Below are 17,514 nucleotides of genomic sequence, written 5' to 3' on the forward strand. Positions count from 1 at the left end.
TTTTCTTAGTTGACAAAAATACATTTTAGCTATATGATATATGTGACTTAAATGAATATAATAGTCACAGAGAAGAGGGGGACCATGCCAAAGGGATTTAGTGAAGAAGAAAAAAAGAGAGTAAAACAAAAATTGTTTAATGAATGCAAAGCCTGCTGGCAGAAATTTGGATATAAAAAAACCAGCATTGATATGCTGTGTCAAAATATCGGTATTGCGAAAGGATCCTTTTATCATTTCTATGAAACAAAAGAAGCTTTATTTTATGAGGTAATCGTACAAATTCAAGAAAATCTGTATCAAACGGTAGAAAGCCGTCTTGAACAAGATCAAAGTAAATACGGAGTTGCTACGGCGCTAAAAGAAATTTATGCAGAGTATGTTACACACCCATTTATGTACGATAATAAAAGTCCTGATTTTTTAAGCTTTATCAATAAATTGAGCGATAATCAACGTCAGCAGCTGAATGAAAACAGTTATGTAGGAACTAAATTTATGCTGAATAAGCCGTTTTTAAAGCTGAAGATCGAAGAGAATTTAGCGATTTCAATTCTTTCGGCAACATTGAATACGATTGTACAGAAAGATGAAATGCTGTCCGAACCTGAAGCGGTATTTGATTTTATGATTGATCATTTGATTGAGGACATCTTTGAATAAGGAGAATAAAAATGTTAGATATAAAAGAACATAATAAAAAAATGAAAGATTTATCCAAACGTGCCATTGCAGGAACTTATCCAAATGTAAAGGTTGCCAGAGCTGGTTCAACAGTTGGGATTGGTGTTGGCGGCATTTTGATCGGAGTGGGAATATGGGGGCTAATTCAAGGAAGCACTTTTGGCTTAGGCAGTCTGTTGGCTGGCGGTGTTACGGGAGCCTCAAATTTATATAATCTAAAACGAATTAAGAAACACTGAGTTAAGGCCCAGTGTTTTTAAATATCTTCAAAATAAAAGAGTTCTTCAAATTTTTTATCCAAGGCAATACAAAGAATTAAGGCTAATTTGACGGTAGGATTAAACTGTCCGGTTTTGATCGAACTGATCGTATTGCGAGATACTCCGACTAATTCTGCCAACTGACTCTGTGATAGATTTTTTTGTGTACGGACTGTTTTAAGCCGGTTTTTAAGGATCAGATTATTTTCCATAGATTTATCCTAATAAAATATTGAAGTAACGAATGATAGCAATGATAGCGGTCATAAGACCGCAGACACTGGCTACAATCAAGGTCTTATTATGCTTGAAACGGGTGGATTCAAAGTTGATCGCAAAAAAGAATACCTATATCAGTGCATTGACTGCGTACATCATTTCTTTCACTGAGGCTTCTTCTAAGTATTTCTTCTTGTATCATATAATTCACCTCTATGCCAAGTATACTTGTCAATAAAAAGACATCCTAAGATGTCTTTAATAAAGAGATTGGTCTATTTGATAGTGATAATGGTTATAGCCGCCAATAAATGAATAGGCTTGATATCCATGGGCACACAGATCACTGGCAACAATTTCGCTTTTTTGTCCGTTATCGCATAGAAAGTAAACCGGATAACGCTTATCAATATATTGGAGCTGCTGGTAAATTTGGGAATAGGGAATATTTATAAAACCGGGAATATGGGCATGCTCAAAAGCAGTGCTGCTTCTTAAATCGATCAGCTGGGCTTTTTGCCGCTGGAGGGTTGGAATCGTTGCAAGATCTTGATAGAAACACCCGCGCATATAATAATCATAATAGAACATGTGACCACCTCAATGTAGTATATGAATCTATTTCATAAAGGTGCTAAAGAATAAGAAAAACAGGAAATTCAGAATACTTTTTATTTTTATTAAAATAGCTTGACAAAAGGCGCAAAACCTTGTGAAAAGTGGTAAAAGAAATTTACATCAACCGCTAATTTTGGTATAATTCTTGCATGGAGGGATTTTACAATGGATAAAAAAACAATCAAAGATATTGACGTATTAGGAAAAAAAGTTTTAGTTCGTGTTGACTTCAACGTACCAAGAGATAAAGCTACTGGAGAAATCACTAATGATAACCGTATTGTTCAAGCATTGCCAACTATTAAATACTTGATCGATAACGGAGCAAAAGCAGTTGTCTTATTCTCTCACTTAGGTAAAGTAAAAACAGAAGAAGACAAAGCTAAAAATAACTTAGCTGTCGTAGCTCCTGCTTTATCTAAATTATTAGGTAAAGAAGTGGAATTCGTAGATGCTACAAGAGGACCGGTTTTAGAAGAAGCAATCGCTAAAGCGGATAACGGACATGTTATTTTGGTTCAAAATACACGTTATGAAGCAGGGGAAAGTAAAAATGATCCTGAATTAGGAAAATACTGGGCTTCATTAGGGGATGTATTTGTTGAAGATGCATTCGGTTCAGTGCATAGAGCACATGCTTCTACAGCAGGAATCCCAGCTCATTTACCTTCAGCAGCAGGTTTCTTAGTAGAAAAAGAAATCGCTTATATCGGTAAAGCTGTTAATGATCCAGTTAGACCTTTAGTAGCAATCTTAGGTGGAGCTAAAGTATCTGATAAGATCGGTGTTATTGAAAACTTATTAAAAGTTGCAGATAAAGTTATTGTTGGTGGAGGTATGTGCTATACTTTCGCTAAAGCAATGGGACATTCTATCGGTAACTCTTTATGTGAAGATGATAAAGTAGAAATGGCTAAAAAATTCATTGAAGAAGGTAAAGGAAAATTAATCTTACCAATCGATTCTATCTGTTCAGATAAATTCGGTACAGATGGAGACATCAAAGAATGTGGTGAAGATGTACCTGATGGATATTTAGGATTGGATATCGGACCTAAATCTATCGAATTATTCAAAAAAGAATTAGAAGGTGCTAAAACAGTCATCTGGAATGGACCAATGGGTGTATTCGAATTAGAACCATTTGCTAAAGGAACTGTCGCTGTATGTGAAGCATTGGCTAACTTACCTGAATGCAATACAATTATCGGTGGTGGAGATTCAGCTGCTGCAGTTATGCAATTAGGATATGCGGATAAAGTATCTCATATTTCAACTGGTGGCGGAGCTTCATTAGAATACATGGAAGGTAAAGTATTACCTGGTATTGCCGCTATTGATGATAAATAAGAAGAAAGCATAAGGAGAAATAAAATGAGAAAACCAGTCATTTTTGGTAACTGGAAGATGAATAAAACAATTGCTGAAACAATTGAATTCATCAATGCAGTTGATAAAGAAGTAAAGGATAATGCGGATTGGGGAATCGGTGTTCCTTATTTAGCGTTAGCTAAAGCAAAAGAATTAGCAAGCAATTTAAATATTGCTGCTGAAAATATGCATTTCAAAGATAACGGAGCTTATACAGGTGAAGTTAGTGCAGATATGTTGAAAGAAATCGGAATTGAATGGGTAATTCTAGGGCATTCTGAAAGAAGACAGTATTTTGGTGAAACTGATGAAACAGTAAACGCTAAAACATTACAGGCATTAAAAAATGGATTTACTCCAATTGTTTGTGTAGGGGAAACTTTAGAACAATTTGAAGCAAACGAAACTGAAAACGTTGTAAGAACTCAAACAGCAGCAGCTTTAAAAGATGTATGTCCTAACTGCATCAAAAAAGTTGTCATCGCTTATGAACCTGTTTGGGCAATCGGAACTGGTAAAACAGCGACAAACGAAATTGCTCAAAACGTATGTGCTATCATCCGTGATGAACTTGCTAAATTATTTGGTCAGGAAGCAGCAGACGCTGTACGTATCCAATACGGTGGATCTGTTAAACCTGAAGGAATCAAAACTTTATTGGAACAGCCTGATATTGATGGAGCATTAGTTGGTGGAGCTTCATTAGTTGCTGATTCTTATATCGCAATGATCGAAAACTTAGGATAATAGACTGAGATAGAGTGAAAACTCTATCTTTTCTTTTTGTATATAATAGTCTTTATTATATGTTATACTTTTGAAAAGGGAGGGTTCTTTATGATTTATAAACAACCTATTCAATTAAAAGATGGAAGAGAGTGCCTGCTGCGTCATCCTACGGCACAGGATGCTAAAAGCATTTTGCATCATCTTGTGATTACATCGGGAGAAACCGATTTTATGCTGCGTTATCCGGATGAAATTAAAATGACAATACAGATGGAAGAAAGCTATTTGGCTAAAGTTGAAAAAGAGCCTAGAAGTCTGATGATCTGTGCCGAAGTGGAGGGAAAGATTGTTGCCAATGGTGGAATTGATCCGGTTGGAAGCTGTGACCGCGGAAAGCATCGGGCAGTGTTTGGGGTGTCTATTCAAAAAGCGTATTGGGGATTAGGCATTGGGAGTGCCATTACTCGGGCTTTAATAAATAAAGCAAAAGAAATGGGTTATGAACAATTGGAATTAGAAGTAGTAGCGAGCAATGAAAGAGGCATTGGCTTATATAAAAAATTAGGATTTGAAGCGTATGGGTTAAGAAAAAAATCCTTTAAGTATCGTGATGGACATTATGAAGATGAATATTTAATGAGCTTAAATTTATAACTAGACAATCTGTTGTCAGGTTATCCCATGTATAATGTAAAGTATAAAGGAGGTTATTGAAATGAACTTTATCACTGTTGATGAACATAATATTAAAGAGGAACATATTTGTTGTGCGATATCTGATAAAAAAAAGGAAAACTGTGTGGGTTCAAAAAAAGCATGGTTAAGCGAACGTTTTAAAGAGGGATTGGTTTTTAGGAAATTAGATACACGGGGAAAAGTTTTTATCGAATATATTCCATCAGAAAAGGCATGGTATCCGATTATGGCAGAGGGATATATGCATATCAACTGTTTTTGGGTGTCCGGTCAGTTTAAAGGACAGGGATATGCCAATGAGTTATTAGCATACTGCATTGAAGATGCAAAGCAAAAAGAGAAATGCGGGGTTACCATTATTTCATCAAAAAAGAAACGTGGTTATTTGTCCGATCCGGATTATATGAAATATAAGGGATTCTTGATTGCCGATGAAGTTCCTAATGATTTTATTTTATATTATCTTCCTTTTAATGAGGAAGTACCGATGCCTAAGTTTGCAGACTGCGTTAAAACAGGTAAAATTGAGGAGATGGGGATTGTTCTTTACTACACACGTCAATGTCCTCATACCGATAAATACGTGCCTGTATTGAAAGAATGTGCCGCTAAACATGGACAGAACCTAACGATTCATGAGATAACTACGACAGTTGAAGCACAGACGGCACCAACCCCGTTTACGACATATACTTTATTTTATAACGGTGAATTTATAACCAATGAGATTATGAGTGAAAAAAGATTTGAAAAATTCTTATCAAGCCAGGGACTTATTTAAAAACGTATGTACAATGCAAAGTTTTAGGAGGAAAAGAACATGTATGAGAGAATGCTGGATAAGACAGTAACGCCGACATTTGATGAAATGGCAGCATACTGTGGTAAGCAGAAAGCTTTATTTATCGAATTGAATGCCTGGCTCTCTAAAAAGGAAGGAATTGTAAAGAAAATAGTCTTTCCTTATGGCAATAGCTATGGATGGGGTGTTGCTTGGAAAGTAAAGACGAAGCTAATCTGCAATGTTTTTGCGGAAAATAATGCATTTACTATCATGATGCGTTTATCTGATCGGCAATATCAATCGATTTATCCTGAACTGCAAAAGTATACTCAGGAGTATATCGATAACCGCTTTCCTTGCGGAAATGGCGGCTGGATACACTATCGAGTCACTTCTGTAGACCATGTTGAGGATATTAAAAAATTGCTGGCGATCAAATAAATTGATGGTTAAAACAAACAAAGAAAGATATAGCTATTGAACTACTCTCAATCGATTAGATTTTTGGTCTAACTTTTTGGGAGCCCTTCACATTTCGCTATATCTTTTACTATATACTTTCTTGTACACGTTTATTTTTATAAACTACCATACTTAGAATAAAACAGGCAACAGCGAATAAAGACTGGATGCCAATATATTGGAAGATTTCCAAAGTAGGCTGACTTAGATCGACCAGTTTATCATTAGCTAATACATACCAGTAAGTAGGAGTAAAGCGGGAAATTGCTAAGACTGAATCACTGATTAACTTCTGAGGCACAAAGGCACCGCCAAGGAATGTCATTCCTAATCCTAAGATATTGGTAATTGCACTGAGAAGTTCTGTGGGGTGTGCCGTGTTGACAATTAAGTTAGCGGCTAAGAACGCAATACTTAAAGCGACAAGGAAGAAAACAAGACTGTTTAACATATAAGTAAAGCCGATCAAACTGAACATATTATTACTAAAAGCACAGATGATTATCATAAAGAGAACCCATAGTCCGATTGAAAAAGTAAGGTTTCCTAGAACCATTTGAATGTTCATAGAAAGACTTTTAATTGGTGCAGCTAAATTTCTTTTTCGTATTTCACTGTTATTCATGCTGTGCATCACTACCCCTACCATTAAGATTGTTACACTTAAACAAATAAAGGATAAGTAATTGAAGAATAATTGACGTAAGATAACATCATCATTAGCGGTTTCGGGATCTGCAATAGCAAATGCTACCTCTGTTTTATTCGATTGATCATCTAGAATCTTAGCATGAATCTCATCTAAGCTTAAGGTTGTATTTTTTTGATAGGTGCTGACAGACTGCAGATAGCTATTGACATATTGCTGTACCAGCATGGCATTGCTTTCGTCTTCACGCTGTTCGATCTGAATATTTGTCACCTGTTGATTATTGAAATGTTCACTAAATCCATCAGGAATGGTAATGCAGGCGGCAATATCACCAAAGAAAAGAGCGTCTTTTCCTGATTCAGCCGAATCAATATCAGAGATTTTAGTTATTGTTGCTAAGTAATCTTTTAAATTCATTGAGAGATTACTTTGTTCTTCATCGATATAGGCAATCGTCGGTTTTACTTCTTTAAAACTATTCGTTGTTTTATTGTTTGAATTAATTATTACAAACATGAAGAAGATACCGACAAAGATAAATAAATACAGAAGGATGGATTTAAAATTACGACGGATTAATTTTAAGTAGAGTTTATAAACTGTCATATTGTTTCCTCCTTAGAATAACAAAGCTGATGAGATAAAGAATTCCTGAAAAAATGAAGAGGGATGCGATATTCATATAAAAGCGTGATCCTCCGCCATAATAATAGAGTGAATAAAAGGCATCGGTAATCATATTGGCAGGATTAATTTTAGCGATCATCGGTGCATACATCTGAATATAATATTTTACTTCCACCATCATCATTCCCGATAAAAATGACATCAGCATTGTCAGTCCAACCAGTAAGCTGGTTTTAATCTGATAAGATTGTGTTCCGATGGCACTGATCAGACTTCCTAATGCACTTCCGGCAAGACTTCCGCCTAAAATAGTAAGGAAAATCAGCGGAATCTGACTGCCAAAATCAATGCCAATCACAAAGATTAGATAAGCCAGAAGAATAACCATGGAAAAAAACTGAATAATATTTGCCGCTATGAAATCACAAAGCAAAGCCTGTGATTTTTTTACTGGGGATACGTTAAAGCGAACACCGCGGTCACTCAGATTGGCGGTTGTATCACAGATGCATCGCATATACCAGTTTCCTCCATAAAGTGAGGTCATGGCAATGATCGTGTAGAAAAAGATATAAGATAAATTAACATTGTCTGCCGAATTAGACTGTAAATAATCCGTTGTTTCATTCATTGATGCCATCAGCTGCTGGAAATCTGCTCCATTGGCTAATATATTTTCAATCATATGACTTTTAACTAAATATTCGTCAGTGACTGTTTTAAGTATTGTTTGATCGATTCCGGAAGCTTTCACCGTTAATTTAATACTCTCTGTTTTAGTGATAATCCCTTTTACATCGCCGCTTTCCAAAAGTGATTCTGCTTCTTCTTCACTGACGTAGTGAGGTAAAAGTAACCCGTCTTCCTGAGATATCGCTTTAACAAATTCCTGAAATGCTTGATCCTGGTTATAATTATCGTTTAACACGATTGCCACATCTACCGGTTTTAATGTTTCTACATTGTAAGCTCCTTTTAGAGTCATTCCAAAGAAAGTCGCTAACACAATCGGAAACAAAATAGAAAAGAACAACAGGCTTTTATCTTTAAGCAAAGTTTTAAATCGGTATTTAATTAAATGCCACATCATTCTAATCACCCCTGATCTCTTAATTCTTTACCTGTAATCTCTAAGAATACGTCATTTAAAGTCGGTAATTTTGAATAGATCATGCCAAAGTCTATGTTATTTTCTTTGAAGTAATCCAACAAATTTACTAAGTTATGATCACCGCCATTACATTTAACCTCTAAATGATCGCCATAGTATTGAACTTCACTGACATTAGCAATATCACGGATGGCATCGAGCTGCTGATCTGTCAATTTGATTTGATCGATCTCAATCTTTTCTTTTAATGAGATCATGGCTTTTAGTTGCTCTCTTGTTCCCTGTGCTACCTTTTTGCCATTATCCATAATGACGATATGGCTGCAAATATCCTCTACTTCCTCCATATAATGAGACGTATAGACGATGGTTGCTCCTTCTTTATTTAATCGGCGAATTCCGTTTAAAATGCTGTTGCGGCTCTGTGGATCTACGGCAACGGTAGGTTCATCCATAAAAATCAGCCTAGGACGATGAGCAATCCCACAAGCAATGTTTAATCTTCTTAATAATCCCCCACTTAGTTTTTTTGGTCTGAACTTTTTAAAATCAATTAACTCGACAAAGTCAATGGCTTCATTGACTAAACGTTGTCGCTCTGCTTTATCATGAATATAAAGTCCACAGAAATAATCGATGTTTTCCTCCACACTTAATTCATCAAATACTGCTACATTCTGCAATACTAATCCAATATCCCGTTTAAGATCATATGAATTAGCATTCATCGGTTTACCGAATAATTCAATCGTTCCTTTATCATATTTAAGCAGTGAAAGCATACAGTTGATGGCTGTCGTTTTACCGCTTCCGTTAGGACCTAATAATCCAAGAACCTCTCCTTCTTGGACATCCAGATCAAAATGATCCAAGGCTATTAAGTCTTTATATCTTTTTACTAATTGTTCAACATGAATAATCATGGGTAATCCCTCCTTATGCTTCTATCTTATTATTTTTACATAAGATATATAAGTGCAGGAAGTCATAATCGCAAATGACATTTGTCATAATAAGCAATTGAGTAATCCTAGAATGTTTGTTATAGTAGAAAAAGAGGGACATATCATGACAAAAATAATGGATAAATGTATTTTTTATATATTAGGATGGATCCTGTTATTCCTATATGGACTTGATTTCTATTCCATCGTTGTACTACTGGGTGCCTTAATTTTCAGCAGTCTATATTATTTATGGGAAGATAAGGTCTATTCATGGATATTGCCTTTGCTGATTGGCGTCTGCTGTTTTTTCAATCAAAGCTTCTTAGCTTTTTTACCTTTAGCGATCTATGATTTATTTGGAAAAGAGTCTCATGGGTTAATTACCTTGTTTGCTCTGCCTTTTATCTGGAATATCTTTTTATGTGACGGTCTGTTTTTATTTGCTGTGGTGATAGGGGCGATGATGGCAGTTATTTTGAAGAAGCGCTATGAAGATCATCAAAAGATAGATGCATTGTATCGCTTGCAGCGAGATCAGAGTCAGGAAATCTCAATGCTTTTAACCAAGCAAAACAGAGATCTGATCGTTCAAAAGGATTATGAGGTACAATTAGCGATTTTGAGTGAACGTAATCGTATTGCCCGTGAAATTCATGATCATGCCGGTCACGGACTATCCAGCTCCTTATTGCAGGTTGGCGCATTAATTGCGATTAATCAGCAGGAAAATATAAAAGAACCGCTGTTAAATCTAAAGAAGACCTTAACAGAATCATTGGATGCTATTCGCAGCAATGTACATGATATGAAAGACGATGCTTTGGATTTAGAAGTGGCTATAAATAAAATTATTAAAGCATATCCGCAATATTCTATCCATTTTGCTTATGACATTATACATTTAGATAATATCCAGCTTAAATATACGATTATTGCGATTGTGAAAGAAGCAATACATAATACCTATAAACATTCCGATGCAACCAAGATAGATATTTTATTAAGAGAACAGCCTGTTTTTTATCAATTGATTATTAAAGATAACGGAACTCCAAGCACTATTCAGGGAAATGGCATGGGTTTAAAAAATATGCGTGATCGAGTGGAACAATATAAAGGATATATTAATTTTAAGACAGAAGCAGGTTTTGAAATCTTTATTACGATACCAAAGGAGGAAAAGTAATTTGAAAATTATTATTATTGATGATGATCCATTAGTCACCAGTTCATTAAAGACGATTATTGAAGCAAATCATATTGAAGTGCTGGCAGTAGGGCACAGTGGCAATGAAGCCATTGAACTTTATCAGTTTTGGCATCCGGATGTCATCCTAATGGATATTCGTATGGCTGAGGGGAATGGCGTAAAAGCCAGTCAGCATATCTTGGCGGCAGATCCATTGGCAAAGATTTTATTTTTAACGACTTTTTTAGATGACGAATACATCATGGAAGCCTTTAAGCTGGGGATTAAGGGGTATATCTTAAAACAGAACTTTGACTGTATTGTGCCTTCTTTAAAAGCAGTTGCTGCCGGTCAGAATGTTTTTAATACAGAGATCATTTCTAAGATTCCCACTTTAAAAGATAATAAGATTCCTTCTGCGATAGAGAAGTATGAGCTTAATGAGAAAGAACTGAATTTTATTACTTTGGTAGCAAAAGGATTTAATAATAAAGAAATTGCGGCGACTTTGTTTTTATCAGAAGGAACGGTCCGCAATTATTTAAGTTCTTTACTAAATAAATTGGAACTGCGGGATCGTACACAGCTGGCGATCTTCTATTATCAGCATTTAGGGGGAGAGTAAGATGAGTGAGACTCAAAAAAGAACAAGAAAAATGAAAAAGCAATGCTTTATCGAAGCGGTAGAAGCAAATATCAATCAGGTAGAGATGGTGATGAATCGAATTGATAAGATCTATGACCGGGAAGATTTTATTGCCGATCACTATTTAGAACTGGACTTGGAAGAAAGCTATTTTGATTTAGAGATTACATTGGCTCTCTTAGCAGTCCTCCTAAGAAAGATGAGTGAAAATAGCTATATTGTTATTCCTGAATATATCCGTGATGATGTCAATGCATTGATTCACTCAGCTCGATTCGAGTACGATACACAGGAGCACTTTATTCGTGTCTTTTCACGCCGAGGTGAAGAACGGATCAAACTGGATAAATTTCTTGTTTTCGCAAAAGAAGTGTCAAATTTATGATTTGACATTTTTCTTTTATCCTCACTGTTAAGATAAGATGGGTGATAAGGATGCAAATCAGAAAAAACTTAGGAATTATGTTAATTATTCTAGGATTTATATTAACAATGGATCAGACCAGTGAGTTTAGTGGAATCTTGCAGAAGCTCACTACTTTCTTTGAAAATTATTGGCCGTTGGTTTTAGTGTTTATCGGTATTTATCTTTGGGGAGAACCAAGAAAGAAAAAATAAAAAAACATAATGTAAACGGTTGCATAAAAATAATGGCTGAATAACGGTGTATTTTCCTTTTAATATTTGAATTCTGTTGTTAAAATGATTATAATATGAAGCATATAGGAGGTAATTATTGATGAAAAAAAGACCAATTGTGTTGTGTATCTTAGATGGTTACGGATTAAGCCCTAAAGTATCAGGAAATGCCGTTAAATTAGCGAATACACCAGCACTTGATGATTTGATGGCAATGTATCCGACAACAACGATCAAAGCCAGTGGAAAAATGGTAGGATTGCCAGAAGGACAAATGGGAAACAGTGAAGTAGGTCACTTGAATATCGGTGCCGGTCGAATTGTTTATCAGTCATTGACATTGATCAATAAAGCAGTAGAAGATGGAGAATTCTTCAAAAATGAAAAATTCATTAAAGCAATGGATCATGCGAAAGCCAATGGTTCTAAATTCCATATCATGGGATTGTTATCAAATGGTGGAGTGCATTCTTCTAACGAGCATATCTATGCTTTATTAAAAATGGCAAAACAGCAGGGATTAGAAGAAGTTTATGTGCATGCGTTTTTAGACGGACGTGATGTAGCCCCTGATTCAGCAGCTTCATTCGTTGAAGAATTATTAAATAAAATGAAAGAAATCGGAATCGGTAAAGTAGCAAGTATTTCAGGACGTTATTATGCAATGGACAGAGATAAACGTTTTGAACGTATCGATTTAGCTTATCAGGCAATGGTTAACCATAAAGGAGAATCATTCACTTGTCCGGTACAATATATCAAAGACAGCTATGCAAAAGAAGTTTTTGATGAATTCGTTATCCCTGCATATAATAGTGAAGTCAATGGTGCGATTGCTGATAATGATGCAGTAGTATTTGCAAACTTCAGACCAGACCGTGCAATGCAGATTGCCAATGTATTAACTGCTGATGTTTATGATTACAAACCAGATAATAAGCCTAAAAATCTTGCTTTTGTCTGCATGATGAAATATGCGGATACGGTAAATGGAGACATCGCTTTTGCACTGCCTACATTAACGAACACATTAGGAGATTATTTATCTGCAATGGGAATGAAGCAATTAAGAATTGCGGAAACTGAAAAATATGCTCATGTTACATTCTTCATGGATGGCGGAATCGATAAAGAAATTGAAGGAGCAACACGTGTATTGGTAAATTCACCAAAAGTAGCGACTTATGATCTTCAGCCGGAAATGTCAGCTTATGAAGTAAAAGATAAACTGATTGCAGAATTAGATAAAGATATTCATGATGTCGTTATCGTCAACTTTGCAAACTGTGATATGGTAGGACATACAGGAATTATTTCTGCTGCCATCAAAGCCGTCAGCGTTGTCGATGAATGCGTTGGTGAAATCTATGAAAAAGTATTGGAATTAGGAGGAACAATGCTGATTACTGCCGATCATGGAAACAGTGAAATGCTGTTAGATGAAGACAATAATCCGTTTACTGCTCATACCACAAATGATGTGCCATTAATTCTGACAAATTCTCATTTAGAATTAGCAGAAGATGGAAAATTAGGCGATTTAGCACCAACGATCATTGAACTTCTAGGATTGCCAATTCCAAAAGAAATGACAGGAAACAGTTTATTAAAATAATAAAAGATCCCGTTTGGGATCTTTTTATGAAACAGGAGAAGCATTATGAAATATCGTTCTAAAATTGGGGCAATTTGGATTATTTCCATGATTACGATGATATGGCTGAATATTCCGTTAATCGAAAAAGCTGCGTCAAATACAACTGTCTTTATTGTGCTGCTTATCATGATCCCTTGTGATCTGTATATGTTGGATCTCACCTTCAGAACATACTATGTATTAGAAAAAGATCATCTTTTTATTCGCTGCGGAATCGGAAGACCTTTAAAAATCCCATATAAGGATATTCATACATTAAAAGAGACTCATAACCCGCTTGCATCTTCTGCTTTATCCTTAGATCGTATTGATCTCGTCTTTAAAGCACAAAACGGTGGAAATGGGGAAGATGAGATACTAATCTCACCGGTAAGGAAGCTGGAATTTATTCAGCAGCTGTTATTAAAAGCGAATCATATAAAAGTTTTAAATAATTTATAATATTATTTTAAGTGTTCTAGTTACTTTGAATGCTGTATATTCTTTTGTTAAAAAAGATAGTTCTATTTATAAAACACTTTTAATAGATACACTATTGAAAATTGTTATGGTGATTGTATTATTGTTAATTAGAACTACAAATTTCAGTTTGTTAAATTCTCGTGCGATATTAATTGCAAAAGTTGGTGGAGTTCTTCTTTAATATTCTCTATAATTTGATTATCAAAGAACAAGGAGGATAACACAATGAATTTAGGAAATAGTTTATTTCACGCAAGAAAGAAAAGTGGATTATCACAAGAGGAAGTTGCTGAAAAAATCGGCGTAAGCAGACAAACAATATCAAAATGGGAAACCAATGAAACAGTTCCAGATATTTACCAATCAAAGAAGATGGCGAAACTCTATAGAATTTCTTTAGATGAACTTATTGAATTTGATATTGATTTACAAGAAATCGAAGAAATGATTGATAAAAGTGATGAAAAACTAAATGAAAAAGTGAATTGGACAAATGCATGGGGAAAGAAATATCCTATACTCCTTAAATACCAGAGAGAAGTAAATACTTCAAATTATGCTTTTCGAATTACAAAAATGTTTAATGAAATTAAGAATGAATATGGATATAGTAAACAAGACGCAATGTTAGTTCTTAAAGATATTTTGTATCAATCATATAAAATCTGGAACAACTAAATTTCAGTTTGACAACTTCATATCCATACACACAAAGCAGTTAGTCTTAGGATTAACTGTTTTTTAATAAAAGATACCACATAGGTGTCAATGGTGTCTTTTTAGTGCTGCTTTATTATCATATCAAGGCTCATTCAATCTTGGCAAATTCGTGGTAAAATAAATGAGCTTCTATACTTCAAAATGCTTGAAAATATAGTGTTTATGCAGATAATCAAAAATCAGATATAAAAATAATATAAAATAAACACGAACGACTTGATTCGTGTTTTTAATTTGGTTATTAAAAAAAGAAAAACAAGTATAGAAACTACTATTTTCTTTTACGATGATTTACTGCAAAATACTAATTAGTATACTATTAATTTGCGTAGTCATACTAACAATATAAGGAGGTAAATTATGGTAAATAATTTTGGATATATCCGTGTTTCAACCAAAGATCAAAATGATGATCGTCAAAAGTTTTCATTAGATCAGTATGATATACCTAAAAAGAATCTCTATACGGATAAACTGAGTGGAAAAGATTTTAATCGCCCAGCTTATAAACGCATGATTAAGCGATTAAAAAACGGTGATATTGTCTATGTGAAATCAATTGATCGCTTAGGACGCAACTACGAAGAGATCATCGATCAATGGAAGTTGATTACAAAAAAGATCGGAGCAGATATTGTCGTTATTGATATGCCGCTGCTGAATACAACCCGCAGCAAAGACTTACTGGGAACCTTTATTTCGGACTTGGTTTTGCAGTTATTAAGCTTCGTCGCTCAAAATGAAAGAGAAAACATTCGTCAGCGTCAGGCGGAGGGAATAGAAGCGGCAAAAAAGCGCGGGGTGAAGTTTGGACCAACACCAATTAATAAACCGGATTATTACAGTGAAGTGATTCGTCTGTTCAATAAAAAACAAATTACTACAAAAGAAGCTGCCGATATGCTGAATGTCAGTATCTCAACGTTCTATCGATGGCGTAAGAAATAAGGAAAGAGATAGAAACGATCATCTATTTATGATATAGTCATAAAAAAAGGAGGAGCTTATGAAAAGATGGTTCATCGTTATTTGTTTAATGGTTACACTATTGGGATGTACGCAAAGAAAAGTAGAAACGCAGTATGATCGAACAACTGCAATTGAAGAAATAGATTATACACAGTTAAAAGAAAAACTATCTTCCCAAACAGATTTCCTGCTCTATATCGGACGACCTGATTGCGGGGATTGTCAGGTCTTTTATCCTTATTTAGAGGAATATGTTAATGAGACCGGACAGGGGATTTACTATTTAAATGTGAAAAATTTCAGAGATAATGCGAAGAAAGAAGGCGCCTCACAAGAAGAAATAGATTTTTATGACAATCTTCAAAAGAATCTTGATTTCGACTGGACTCCCACTTTACAGCATTACCAGAATAATAAGATTATAGATCGCTATACATTTTTAGATTTAGATTATTACGGTATCAGTGATGAAACGAAAAGACAGAATAAATTCAATGAATTTGTAGAGGAATTCAAAGAATGGATGGAAGAAAATTACGAACAGGAATAATAAAGAAAATGTTAAGATTTAATTTTATTCATCATCTATTCATAATAGTTTTGTTATAATGGTAGCAATATGTTAGGAGGAATGAAGAAATGGACCCCGCGTCGGGAAACATATTGATTCAATTATTATTTTTAGTTTTTTTAACTTTAGTGAATGCCTTTTTTGCAGGAGCAGAGATGGCTATTGTATCTGTCAATAAAAATAAGATACGTGCAAGAGCTGCTCAAGGAGATTCGAGAGCGACTTTATTGACTCATCTGTTTGATGATTCAACGAAGTTCTTATCAACAATTCAAGTTGCGATTACTTTTGCCGGATTCTTTTCAAGTGCGTCGGCAGCAACCGGAATTTCACAGGTTTTAGCCAATGTAATGGTGAAGGCAGGAATTCCTTATTCATCAACATTAGCGGTTGTAGTCGTTACAATTATTTTATCTTACTTCACTTTAGTCTTTGGTGAATTGGTGCCAAAGCGTTTAGCGCTGCATCATGCAGAAAAGTTTAGTTTGATGACAGTTAAACCGATTAATTTTATTTCTAAAATGATGTCGCCGTTTATCAAATTATTGTCTTTATCCACAAATGGTGTATTAAGATTATTAGGGATTCGTTCATCCGAGTTTGAAGAAAGCGTATCGGAAGAAGAAGTGATTGCCATGCTGGATAACGGAAGTGAAATCGGAGTATTTAATGAGCAGGATGCTCAGATGATTAATTCAATTTTCTTATTTGATGATAAGACGGCTCGTGATATTATGACACCAAGTGTTGATGTTTATGCGATTGATATTAATGAACCAATAAAAAATTACCTGGATGAATTATTGAATACCTACCATAGCCGTGTACCGGTTTATGATGAAGACATTGATGATATCATCGGGGTTTTGAATATGAAAGATTTTATGATCGAAGCACGTCATCATTCGTTTGAAGAAGTGGATATCAGAAAGATCATGAAGGACCCTTATTTTATACCAGACAGCAAGAATACAAAAGAATTATTCACCCAGCTCCAAAACAGCAGTCAGCATATGGCAATTCTTATCGATGAGTATGGTGCTTTCAGTGGAATTGTCACGATGGTCGACTTAGTCGAAGAGATTGTCGGAGACTTAAATGATGAATATGATTTTGAAGAAGACCAGATTTTATGCAATGCAGATGGCAGCTATGTTTTAGATGGAAAATTAAGCTTAGTGGAGATCAATGAAGATCTTGACTTGAATTTAACGTCTGTAAACAGTGATACTCTATCAGGCTTAATCATTGAAAAGCTGGGTTATATTCCAAAACCGGGAGCGCATCCGATCGTTGTGATTGGTGATTTGGAGTTCACGGTTGTTGAAATTCATGATTTGCGTATCGAAAAAGTAAAACTAAATAAAAAAGCAGTCACAAGTGACTAGCTTTGTCGTAGGGAAACCTACGATTTTTTTATTTTAGGAGATTACTCAGTGAGACTATCTAATCAAAAAGTAAAAAGATGCTAAGTTAAATCAGCCCAAATTTAACCAAGCAT

At 34.9% G+C, this 17,514-nt stretch carries 23 protein-coding genes; 18 read left to right on the forward strand and 5 right to left on the reverse strand.

Going from position 1 to position 17,514, the window contains the following annotated elements; genetic code table 11:
• Positions 1-84: 84 nt before the first annotated feature.
• Both ACLRVU_RS05740 and ACLRVU_RS05745 read left to right on the forward strand, forming a co-directional pair.
• Positions 85-663 carry a TetR/AcrR family transcriptional regulator gene (locus tag ACLRVU_RS05740; RefSeq protein ID WP_412891088.1) on the forward strand — a complete coding sequence of 193 codons (579 nt, stop codon included), beginning with the start codon at positions 85-87 and terminating at the stop codon, positions 661-663.
• Between the two features lie 11 nt (positions 664-674).
• Complete coding sequence (locus tag ACLRVU_RS05745; RefSeq protein WP_412096795.1) at positions 675-923, forward strand: hypothetical protein; 249 nt, start codon at positions 675-677, stop codon at positions 921-923.
• A 17-nt stretch (positions 924-940) separates the two neighbouring features.
• Here ACLRVU_RS05745 and ACLRVU_RS05750 read toward each other — a convergent pair whose 3' ends face one another.
• The gene (locus ACLRVU_RS05750) at positions 941-1,156 is read right to left on the reverse strand and encodes a helix-turn-helix transcriptional regulator (protein ID WP_412891089.1); all 216 of its coding nucleotides are present in this window, start codon (positions 1,154-1,156) and stop codon (positions 941-943) included.
• 32 nt (positions 1,157-1,188) lie between these two features.
• On the opposite strand from ACLRVU_RS05750, the gene ACLRVU_RS05755 reads away from it, so the two are divergent.
• On the forward strand, positions 1,189-1,401 hold the full coding sequence (locus tag ACLRVU_RS05755; protein ID WP_412891090.1) for a hypothetical protein: 213 nt from the start codon (positions 1,189-1,191) through the stop codon (positions 1,399-1,401).
• Between the two features lie 20 nt (positions 1,402-1,421).
• On the opposite strand, the gene ACLRVU_RS05760 is transcribed toward ACLRVU_RS05755, so the two are convergent.
• Complete coding sequence (locus ACLRVU_RS05760) at positions 1,422-1,754, reverse strand: rhodanese-like domain-containing protein (protein ID WP_412891091.1); 333 nt, start codon at positions 1,752-1,754, stop codon at positions 1,422-1,424.
• A 192-nt stretch (positions 1,755-1,946) separates the two neighbouring features.
• Between ACLRVU_RS05760 and ACLRVU_RS05765 the strand changes: the two genes are divergently transcribed.
• The 5 genes from ACLRVU_RS05765 to ACLRVU_RS05785 all read left to right on the forward strand — a co-directional run bounded on the left by ACLRVU_RS05765 (position 1,947) and on the right by ACLRVU_RS05785 (position 5,802).
• Positions 1,947-3,131 carry a phosphoglycerate kinase gene (locus tag ACLRVU_RS05765; RefSeq protein WP_412891092.1) on the forward strand — a complete coding sequence of 395 codons (1,185 nt, stop codon included), beginning with the start codon at positions 1,947-1,949 and terminating at the stop codon, positions 3,129-3,131.
• 24 nt (positions 3,132-3,155) lie between these two features.
• Complete coding sequence (tpiA, locus tag ACLRVU_RS05770) at positions 3,156-3,899, forward strand: triose-phosphate isomerase (RefSeq protein WP_412891093.1); 744 nt, start codon at positions 3,156-3,158, stop codon at positions 3,897-3,899.
• Between the two features lie 90 nt (positions 3,900-3,989).
• Positions 3,990-4,535, forward strand: coding sequence for an N-acetyltransferase family protein (locus ACLRVU_RS05775; protein WP_412891094.1), 546 nt, complete (start codon positions 3,990-3,992; stop codon positions 4,533-4,535).
• Between the two features lie 61 nt (positions 4,536-4,596).
• On the forward strand, positions 4,597-5,358 hold the full coding sequence (locus ACLRVU_RS05780; protein WP_412891095.1) for a GNAT family N-acetyltransferase: 762 nt from the start codon (positions 4,597-4,599) through the stop codon (positions 5,356-5,358).
• Positions 5,359-5,397: 39 nt separating this feature from the next.
• Positions 5,398-5,802 carry a DUF3788 domain-containing protein gene (locus ACLRVU_RS05785; RefSeq protein WP_412891096.1) on the forward strand — a complete coding sequence of 135 codons (405 nt, stop codon included), beginning with the start codon at positions 5,398-5,400 and terminating at the stop codon, positions 5,800-5,802.
• A gap of 109 nt (positions 5,803-5,911) precedes the next feature.
• On the opposite strand, the gene ACLRVU_RS05790 is transcribed toward ACLRVU_RS05785, so the two are convergent.
• Genes ACLRVU_RS05790 through ACLRVU_RS05800 form a run of 3 tightly spaced genes read right to left on the reverse strand, consistent with a single transcriptional unit; the run spans position 5,912 to position 9,136 of the window.
• The gene (locus ACLRVU_RS05790) at positions 5,912-7,081 is read right to left on the reverse strand and encodes an ABC transporter permease (RefSeq protein WP_412891097.1); all 1,170 of its coding nucleotides are present in this window, start codon (positions 7,079-7,081) and stop codon (positions 5,912-5,914) included.
• Entirely contained in the window at positions 7,068-8,192 is a 1,125-nt protein-coding gene (locus ACLRVU_RS05795) for an ABC transporter permease (RefSeq protein WP_412891098.1), read from the reverse strand. The genes ACLRVU_RS05790 and ACLRVU_RS05795 overlap by 14 nt, the downstream gene beginning before the upstream one ends.
• Positions 8,193-8,197: 5 nt before the next feature.
• A complete protein-coding gene (locus ACLRVU_RS05800) occupies positions 8,198-9,136 on the reverse strand; it encodes an ATP-binding cassette domain-containing protein (protein WP_412891099.1) in 939 nt (312 codons plus the stop codon).
• A gap of 145 nt (positions 9,137-9,281) precedes the next feature.
• Here ACLRVU_RS05800 and ACLRVU_RS05805 point away from each other — a divergent pair, with 145 nt between their 5' ends.
• From ACLRVU_RS05805 to ACLRVU_RS05850, 10 genes are all read left to right on the forward strand, one after another.
• Positions 9,282-10,346 (forward strand): sensor histidine kinase, encoded by a 1,065-nt coding sequence (locus ACLRVU_RS05805; RefSeq protein WP_412891100.1) that lies wholly within the window; start codon positions 9,282-9,284, stop codon positions 10,344-10,346.
• Position 10,347: 1 nt separating this feature from the next.
• Positions 10,348-10,974 (forward strand): response regulator, encoded by a 627-nt coding sequence (locus tag ACLRVU_RS05810; RefSeq protein ID WP_412891101.1) that lies wholly within the window; start codon positions 10,348-10,350, stop codon positions 10,972-10,974.
• Between the two features lies 1 nt (position 10,975).
• Complete coding sequence (locus ACLRVU_RS05815; protein ID WP_412891102.1) at positions 10,976-11,380, forward strand: hypothetical protein; 405 nt, start codon at positions 10,976-10,978, stop codon at positions 11,378-11,380.
• Between the two features lie 50 nt (positions 11,381-11,430).
• Complete coding sequence (locus ACLRVU_RS05820) at positions 11,431-11,613, forward strand: LiaF transmembrane domain-containing protein (RefSeq protein ID WP_147552273.1); 183 nt, start codon at positions 11,431-11,433, stop codon at positions 11,611-11,613.
• Positions 11,614-11,734: 121 nt separating this feature from the next.
• Positions 11,735-13,249, forward strand: a complete 1,515-nt coding sequence (gene gpmI / locus ACLRVU_RS05825; RefSeq protein WP_412891103.1) for a 2,3-bisphosphoglycerate-independent phosphoglycerate mutase — start codon at positions 11,735-11,737, stop codon at positions 13,247-13,249.
• Positions 13,250-13,294: 45 nt separating this feature from the next.
• Complete coding sequence (locus ACLRVU_RS05830) at positions 13,295-13,732, forward strand: PH domain-containing protein (protein ID WP_412891104.1); 438 nt, start codon at positions 13,295-13,297, stop codon at positions 13,730-13,732.
• A 246-nt stretch (positions 13,733-13,978) separates the two neighbouring features.
• Entirely contained in the window at positions 13,979-14,431 is a 453-nt protein-coding gene (locus tag ACLRVU_RS05835) for a helix-turn-helix transcriptional regulator (RefSeq protein ID WP_412891105.1), read from the forward strand.
• Positions 14,432-14,833: 402 nt separating this feature from the next.
• Positions 14,834-15,421 (forward strand): recombinase family protein, encoded by a 588-nt coding sequence (locus tag ACLRVU_RS05840; RefSeq protein WP_147552257.1) that lies wholly within the window; start codon positions 14,834-14,836, stop codon positions 15,419-15,421.
• A 58-nt stretch (positions 15,422-15,479) separates the two neighbouring features.
• Complete coding sequence (locus tag ACLRVU_RS05845) at positions 15,480-15,992, forward strand: thioredoxin (RefSeq protein WP_412891106.1); 513 nt, start codon at positions 15,480-15,482, stop codon at positions 15,990-15,992.
• An 89-nt stretch (positions 15,993-16,081) separates the two neighbouring features.
• Positions 16,082-17,401, forward strand: a complete 1,320-nt coding sequence (locus ACLRVU_RS05850; protein ID WP_412891107.1) for a hemolysin family protein — start codon at positions 16,082-16,084, stop codon at positions 17,399-17,401.
• Positions 17,402-17,514 lie beyond the last annotated feature (113 nt).

Source organism: Beduini sp., assembly GCF_047239305.1.
In the GTDB taxonomy this organism is placed as follows: domain Bacteria; phylum Bacillota_I; class Bacilli_A; order Erysipelotrichales; family Coprobacillaceae; genus Beduini.